General features: G+C 74.7%; 1 pseudogene. It reads left to right on the top strand.

The features are described from left to right. Positions 1-1,409 (top strand): annotated as a pseudogene (locus H5J33_RS38145) (hypothetical protein); the annotation flags it as partial.

Genomic DNA, 1,409 nt, shown 5'->3' with positions numbered 1-1,409 from the left:
CGGCGAGTACGCGCTGAACCCGGTGCGGCTGCCCGGCTTCCCGCAGCCGGTGGAGATGCGCGCGGTGGTCGTCGCGCCGGTGGGCGCCTCCGGCAAGCGGCCCCTCGCACTGTTCCTGCACGGCCGTCACGCCACCTGCTACAAGGGCCGCGAGGACGTCGGCGGCGACTGGCCCTGCAAGGCGGGCACCAAGCCGATACCGAGCTACCGCGGTTATCTGCGCGACCAGGAACTGCTCGCCTCCCAGGGCTATGTGACCGTGTCCATCGCCGCGAACGGCATCAACGGACAGGACTTCGCGGCCGAGGACGGCGGCGCGCAGGCCCGGTCCTCGCTGGTGCGGCAGCACCTGGCCCGGTGGGCCGACTGGGCCGAACACCCCCGGACGGCACCGCGGGCGGTCCGTGAGGCACCCCGCGCCGATCTGTCGAAGGTGCTGCTGGTCGGGCACTCCCGGGGCGGCGAGGGCGTCAACCGGGCCGCGCTGGACAGCCTGGCCCCGCCGCCCGCCGACCAGGACGGCTACCACGGGCGGGTGCGCTGGACCGTCCGGGGCACCGTCCTCATCGGCCCGACCGTCTTCGGGCAGAACCCGGTGCCGGACGTGCCGTCGGTGACCATCCTGCCGGGCTGCGACGGCGACGTCTCCGACCTCCAGGGCGAGGTGTACGTCGACGGCACGCGTGCGGTCGGCAACGGCAGCGCGCTGCACAGCGCCGTGTACGTGATCGGCGCCAACCACAACTTCTTCAACTCGGAGTGGACGCCGGGCCAGGCCGCGAACTCCTCGGGCCTGCTGGACGGGCACGCCTTCCGGCACCCCACCGCCGCCGCGGCCGTGCTGGAGGACATGGACACCGCCGCCCGCACCGAGCTGCACGGCCGGATCGCCCATCTGCTGTATCGTTCCGGCGCCCCCGCCGTCGAGGTGGCACGGCATCTGCACGCCGCGGACCTCGTACCGGCGGACTGGGGCGCGAAAGTGCTGCGCGCCGCCGCCGAACAGGCGCTGGCCACCGACGACGTGGAGCGCTGCACCGCCTACCTCGGCCTGGTCCTGCGCGTCTGCGCCGACCAGCGCGAAGGCCACGCCCTGTCGGTGGCCCTGGCCCGCGCCCAGTGGCGTACCAACCCGGCGGCGGCCGGCCCCCATCTGGAGCCGCTGCGCGAGGCCGCACTGGACGGCGAGCTGAGCATGCGGGACACCGCCACCGTGCTGCGCTATCTGCTGTGGCGGGGCGACACCGAGCTGGCGGCCAGGGCCGTCGCCACGCTCGTGCGCGTCCAGTCGCCCGCCGACGCGCAGATCGTCGCCGAGGTGGAGTTCGTACGGCAGTGGTTCTACGGCGTGGCGCTGCCCGGCAAGAGCGCCCCGGCCGCCGCCCTCGACGCGCGTCCCCGCCCGGTGC

Source organism: Streptomyces sp. WELS2 (assembly GCF_013870595.1).
Lineage (GTDB): Bacteria > Actinomycetota > Actinomycetes > Streptomycetales > Streptomycetaceae > Streptomyces.
Note: the sequence above shows the minus strand (reverse complement) of the source record. Positions and strands in the feature narration are given on the sequence as shown.